Here is a 4,977-nt window from a genome sequence, read left to right as displayed (position 1 = left end):
TGTTGAAAAATTCAGCAGATCCACCTTAAATAGAATGATAGGTGGAAAATTTCTGCTTTTGCACAGGGAATATGCTGAATTTTTCAGTCTATCTACCCAAATTTGGGTGAATAGGTGGAAAGTTTCCGCCCAATAATAGTTCTGCCGTCGCACACAGCATTGCTGAATGTATTATCCTCCTTTCCAAGATGCAATTCTATAACTTCACTGCTCGCAAAGCTGGCGACGAAACCATCCCAGGCATTTATCTCCAAGCCTTCATCCAAGAAGGTAGAAAGGATTATTTCGTCGTGGAAATTAAGATTTACAAAGATGGCGTGATTGATTGTTGCGGGGAAGTTGACCTTGAAGGTTTCAAGGAAAAGGTGCGAACGGGTCGGGTCAAAACCAGAGTCCCAGAAGGTGTTCGGGTCTCTATGATGGGTTCTGATATCGCCTTCACTGTTACGAATGTTAGGGCATGGGTCGAGGAAGAAGAATTTGTAAAGGAGGTTGAAGACGTAATTCGGCATCTCAATGGACAACCTAAGACACACGACCTGTGTCGAAAGGCGATGAATCGTTATGGGCAAGCTCCCACAGAAGAGAATAAAGAGCAACTCCGCCAATCATACGAAGCTGTCCCAAAGCATTTGCGAGTGTTTTTGGGAGACACTGACTCAAAGGATTGGGACTATCGGGATGTTTTGGGTATGACATGAGTCGTGCAGGCACCAACAACGGCAGAACAACTTGGATGCAGCGGACTCATAGGATTTATCTCTAATTACAAAGCGTGGCTCAAAGCCGCTGATCCAAAACGTTATACCGCTCAAATTGTCGATGGGGCGAGGTCGTAAATCTATCCATGAGTGTAAAGAAATTGACAGATTGAACTGAATCATGATAAAACTAACTAGTTGGTTCGGTCAGCAGTCTTTTATGATATCTTCACTCTCTCCCCGTGAGCGTGTGATTCAAACCGCCCTGCATCTGTTTTACACTGAGGGTTTTCATGCGGTTGGAACGAATCTAATTTGTTCTGAAGCAAAGGTGAATAAAAGTACGCTCTATCACCTCTTTCCCTCAAAAGTAGATATGGTTCTGGCAGCACTTGAAGTATACGCAAGCGACATCACTAGGAAGTTCACACAGATTGCTAAATCTAAAATGCCTGCTGAGCAAAAACTTGAGCAAATTTTTGAAACGCCCTTTCGGGCAAATCAGGATCTCAAACAACAGCTTGGGTATGTTAAAGGCTGCTTTGTTGGCAATATTGCACTTGAGCTTGCTGGCAAGGAAGAGCGGGTTAGAACCTATCTGGCGCATGTGTTTCAGACTTGGGCGGAAACAATCGAACCCATTGTGAAGGAGTTAGCTATCGATCGGGACGTTGATACTCAAAAAGTTTCTCGATCGATGATTGCTTACCTTCAAGGGGCAATCTTGTTGTCCAAGACACACAATGATCCTCAGTTCATCAAGGATTTTGCCAAGTCCGCGTCTGCACTTGTGCTCTGACTCGTACATTTCAAAATTTAATCTGCTGAAAGGACAGGTCATTTTTTAGGACTAGTTTGAACCAACTGGTTTGTTTAATTTATCGGAGATCCATCATGTCTACCTTCAATCCAATAGATCCCAAAACTGCTGATACTAATGCAAAAGCTGCTCTCGATCTTGTTGAGGCTGCCTTTGGCGGGATTCCTAACTTGATGAAAATGTTGGCGATCGCTCCCAATGTTCTCAAAGGCGTCATGGCATTCAATCAGGAAGTTACTGGTGGCGAACTTGAAACCTCTTTAGTAGAGCAAGTTGCTTTGCTGGCATCAGGGATTAATCAATGTGAATATTGTGTTGCGGTTCATGTTCATGTCGGACAACAGGCTGGACTTAGCCGTGACGAATTGATTTGTAATCTTCAAGGTGAGTCAAGCGATCCAAAATCTCAAGCAGTGCTCAATTTTACGAGAGCAGTTGTTAACAATCGAGGTCAGGTCGATCCGTCATTGGTTAATGCACTTCGAGATCAAGGTCTCAGTGATAAAGCAATCATTGAGATTGTTGGAGTAATCGGTCTTTACACCTTTTTGAATTACATAAAGCATTTGACTAAGCCAACGCTCGATTTCCCTGCTGTGGAAGAGTTTCAACGCAATGCCTTGGTGTAGCAACGCGGTATAACAGATTTGCCAAGACGTGGAATTTCATTTGACCTGCGAACGTGGAAAAATTAAGTTGGGCGAGGGTAATAATTCTGTTGGCGACTTGATTCCTGGCTATTTCGCCGAAATCGGGTTGCAAAATATCCAAGTCTATATCGGAGATAAAACCTCTCCGATGTTTCCGAGCTATGCGTCTAGAGAACAGCAAGTCAGCAAACAACAGTGTTTAGATTGGCTCGATCGAGGCACTTGGGAGCAGCATGAAGCATTACGTTATTTTCTAGCTGGCGGTGGAACAGCACTAGATTTTGAAGCTTATTGGTTGCGGATGTTGCAAGGAAATCAATTAGTCAAAGAATCCCTTCTCAATGAAACATTTCATTCCAGTGGCGGCTCGATGATGTATTTGATTTCTGGGCAGAAGCAAGGTTAAATTTAAATGGAAGAGGAAGTAGCAGCGGCTGCATAAGTTGGAGTTTAAGACAGTATTCCTCCAGACATCACAGAGATATAGGTAAATTATGAATACATCATCCAAGTACTGGTTTCCAGCTAAAAAGTATGGTTGGGGGTGGGGTTTGCCAATCACATGATAGGGTTGGGCTGTCACTGTTGGCTACTTTGTGGCGATCGTTGCGGTTGCACTGTTACTTGACCCCAGTTGAAAGTTGAGGAAGTTCCATGTCTTTCATTGATTTATTCTCCGACAAATCAGACTTGTATGCGGCTGCGCGACCACAATATCCCAAAGATCTGTATGAGTTTTTAGCATCTTGCACTAGTCCCAGAAAACGAGCATGGGACTGTGGGGCTGGCAACGGACAGTCTTCGATATCCTTAGTAGAGTATTTCTCTGAAGTTTATGCTACAGACGCTAGTGAACAGCAGATAGCCAATGCTATTCAAAAAAAATGTGTATTTTATTCAATTCAGCCTGGTGAAAAAACCAGGTTTGCAAATGATTATTTTGATATCGTTACAGTAGCTCAAGCCCTGCACTGGTTTAACCTCGATCGGTTTTGGCCTGAAGTTACGCGAGTACTGAGGAGTGGAGGAATCTTTGCTGCATGGGGTTACGATTGGTTTTCAATCTCACCTGAGATTGATGATGTTATCAAAGAAAGCATCCTAGATGTTATTGCCCCATATTGGTCGCCACGCGCTCATCTTGTGTGGGATGGCTATCGTGATGTTGGGTTTCCATTCGAGCCAATTTCAGTACCGCCGATGACCATGAAGGTATTGTGGAACTTGTCAGAACTATTGAACTACCTTCGCACATGGTCAGCAACAAGGCAATGTGTTCAGCAACAAGGTACGGAGTTCTTTGAAATCTTCAGTAAAAGATTATTAAATGTTTGGGGTCAAGCTGAAGAAAGGAAGGAAATAATAATGAACTTTCATATCATTGCTGGTCGCAATCAGTTGAAGTAGTATTGGATCTAACCAGCCGCTGCACCCGATCGCGTATGTTAGGTATCGTTAGATGATTCAGTTCAGGTTATTGATGGCAGGTGAGCTTAGTCGTTGAGCTATTGCGTGAAACTTAGTGGTGACTGCCAAAACAATATAAAAATGCCAGAAGCAAAATCTGCTCCAATCTCAATCATCTTTACCAACAAACTAACAGACCATCTTGAAGCCCAGCGCGTTCTTTATCGCAAAGGTGTCTTGGCTAAGTTGGATAAAGTTGTTGCGGTTCTGCTCTTTTGTTTTGGTGTTTATGGCATTATTCTTGTGGGCTTGCATTGGTGGACAGTTATTTGGTTTCCTCTAGCTGTAGCAGAGTGGTTCAATTTGGTGTCTCTGAGCCAGTGGCGAACAAAAATAGAATTTCAGCGCAATCCAAAGTTTCGAGAAGAATATCATTTGACTTTTTCCCGTGAGCACATTCAGTTCAAAACCGTATCGATCGATTCAACTTTGCAGTGGACGCATTATGAGCACATTATTGAAAGCCCAGATTTGTTCCTACTAATGTATGGCAAGGGTCTTTACACACTCATTCCCAAGCGGTGTTTCAGATCGACCCAGGACATAAACGCATTTCGCGATTTACTCAGCCAAACAATCGGGTTATAGTCACCGACTTGGTTGCTAGGAAGTTGTTGGAGCGGGTTAATTCAAGTTCCTGGTACGCGAGGTTTCCTGACAACAGCTCAACACAACCCTACCGCCAACGCATCGAAAACACTACGATTGGGCGTTAAACATTAAAGCTCGACCTCGAACCTGCTGATTAAATTCACCCCGATCGTAAACCACTTGCCCGCCCACGATCGTCACCGCTGGCCAGCCCGTCAAATTCCAGCCCTCAAACGGACTCCAGCCACACTTAGTCTGTAGTTCTTCGCGCAATACCGGATGGTAATTATCTAAATCTACGAGTACTAAGTCAGCATCGTAGCCCGGAGAGATCGATCCCTTGCCGACAATGCCATAAGCCTTTGCCACCGCCGTAGACATCCAGTGGGAAACTTGAGCGACAGTGCATCGTCCCTGCATTGCCTGGGTGAGCATCAGCGGCAAAGACGTTTCTACTCCTGGCATTCCTGATGGTACCTTGGCAGGCTCCAGAAAAACAGTTGTAGCAGATGCCTCCTCATCGGCTGGATTGGCGGCATTCGCCCGACCTTTTTCGGCGAGGGTATGGGGAGCATGATCGGTGGCAATAAAATCGATGACTCCATCCTGAAGGGCTTGCCACAGCACCTCATTGTCGTGGACACTCCGAATCGGCGGGTTCATCTGAATTAGTGACCCCAGCTTTTCATAGTCGCCCGTATTCAACAGTAGATGCTGCGGCGTGACCTCTGCTGTCACCCAGGCGGGC

General features: G+C 44.7%; 7 protein-coding genes. 6 read left to right on the top strand and 1 reads right to left on the bottom strand.

Features of this window, described 5'->3' with window-relative positions:
* The first annotated feature begins 188 nt into the window (after positions 1–188).
* From RMO79_RS03495 to RMO79_RS03470, 6 genes are all read left to right on the top strand, one after another.
* A complete protein-coding gene (locus tag RMO79_RS03495; RefSeq protein WP_310481669.1) occupies positions 189–701 on the top strand; it encodes a hypothetical protein in 513 nt (170 codons plus the stop codon).
* 181 nt (positions 702–882) lie between these two features.
* On the top strand, positions 883–1,500 hold the full coding sequence (locus RMO79_RS03490; protein WP_310481668.1) for a TetR/AcrR family transcriptional regulator: 618 nt from the start codon (positions 883–885) through the stop codon (positions 1,498–1,500).
* Between the two features lie 95 nt (positions 1,501–1,595).
* Positions 1,596–2,150, top strand: a complete 555-nt coding sequence (locus tag RMO79_RS03485) for a carboxymuconolactone decarboxylase family protein (RefSeq protein WP_310481667.1) — start codon at positions 1,596–1,598, stop codon at positions 2,148–2,150.
* A gap of 28 nt (positions 2,151–2,178) precedes the next feature.
* Positions 2,179–2,577 carry a hypothetical protein gene (locus tag RMO79_RS03480; protein ID WP_310481666.1) on the top strand — a complete coding sequence of 133 codons (399 nt, stop codon included), beginning with the start codon at positions 2,179–2,181 and terminating at the stop codon, positions 2,575–2,577.
* 248 nt (positions 2,578–2,825) lie between these two features.
* Positions 2,826–3,578, top strand: coding sequence for a class I SAM-dependent methyltransferase (locus RMO79_RS03475; RefSeq protein WP_310481665.1), 753 nt, complete (start codon positions 2,826–2,828; stop codon positions 3,576–3,578).
* 141 nt (positions 3,579–3,719) lie between these two features.
* The gene (locus RMO79_RS03470) at positions 3,720–4,226 is read left to right on the top strand and encodes a YcxB family protein (protein ID WP_310481664.1); all 507 of its coding nucleotides are present in this window, start codon (positions 3,720–3,722) and stop codon (positions 4,224–4,226) included.
* A 111-nt stretch (positions 4,227–4,337) separates the two neighbouring features.
* Here the strand turns inward: RMO79_RS03470 and RMO79_RS03465 are convergent.
* Positions 4,338–4,977: amidohydrolase family protein (locus tag RMO79_RS03465; RefSeq protein WP_310481663.1), on the bottom strand; the 640-nt coding region annotated here is incomplete at its 5' end.

The sequence above is a fragment of the Chamaesiphon sp. VAR_48_metabat_403 genome, assembly GCF_031422475.1.
GTDB lineage: Bacteria > Cyanobacteriota > Cyanobacteriia > Cyanobacteriales > Chamaesiphonaceae > Chamaesiphon.
This window is presented reverse-complemented; position numbering and strand designations above follow the sequence as displayed.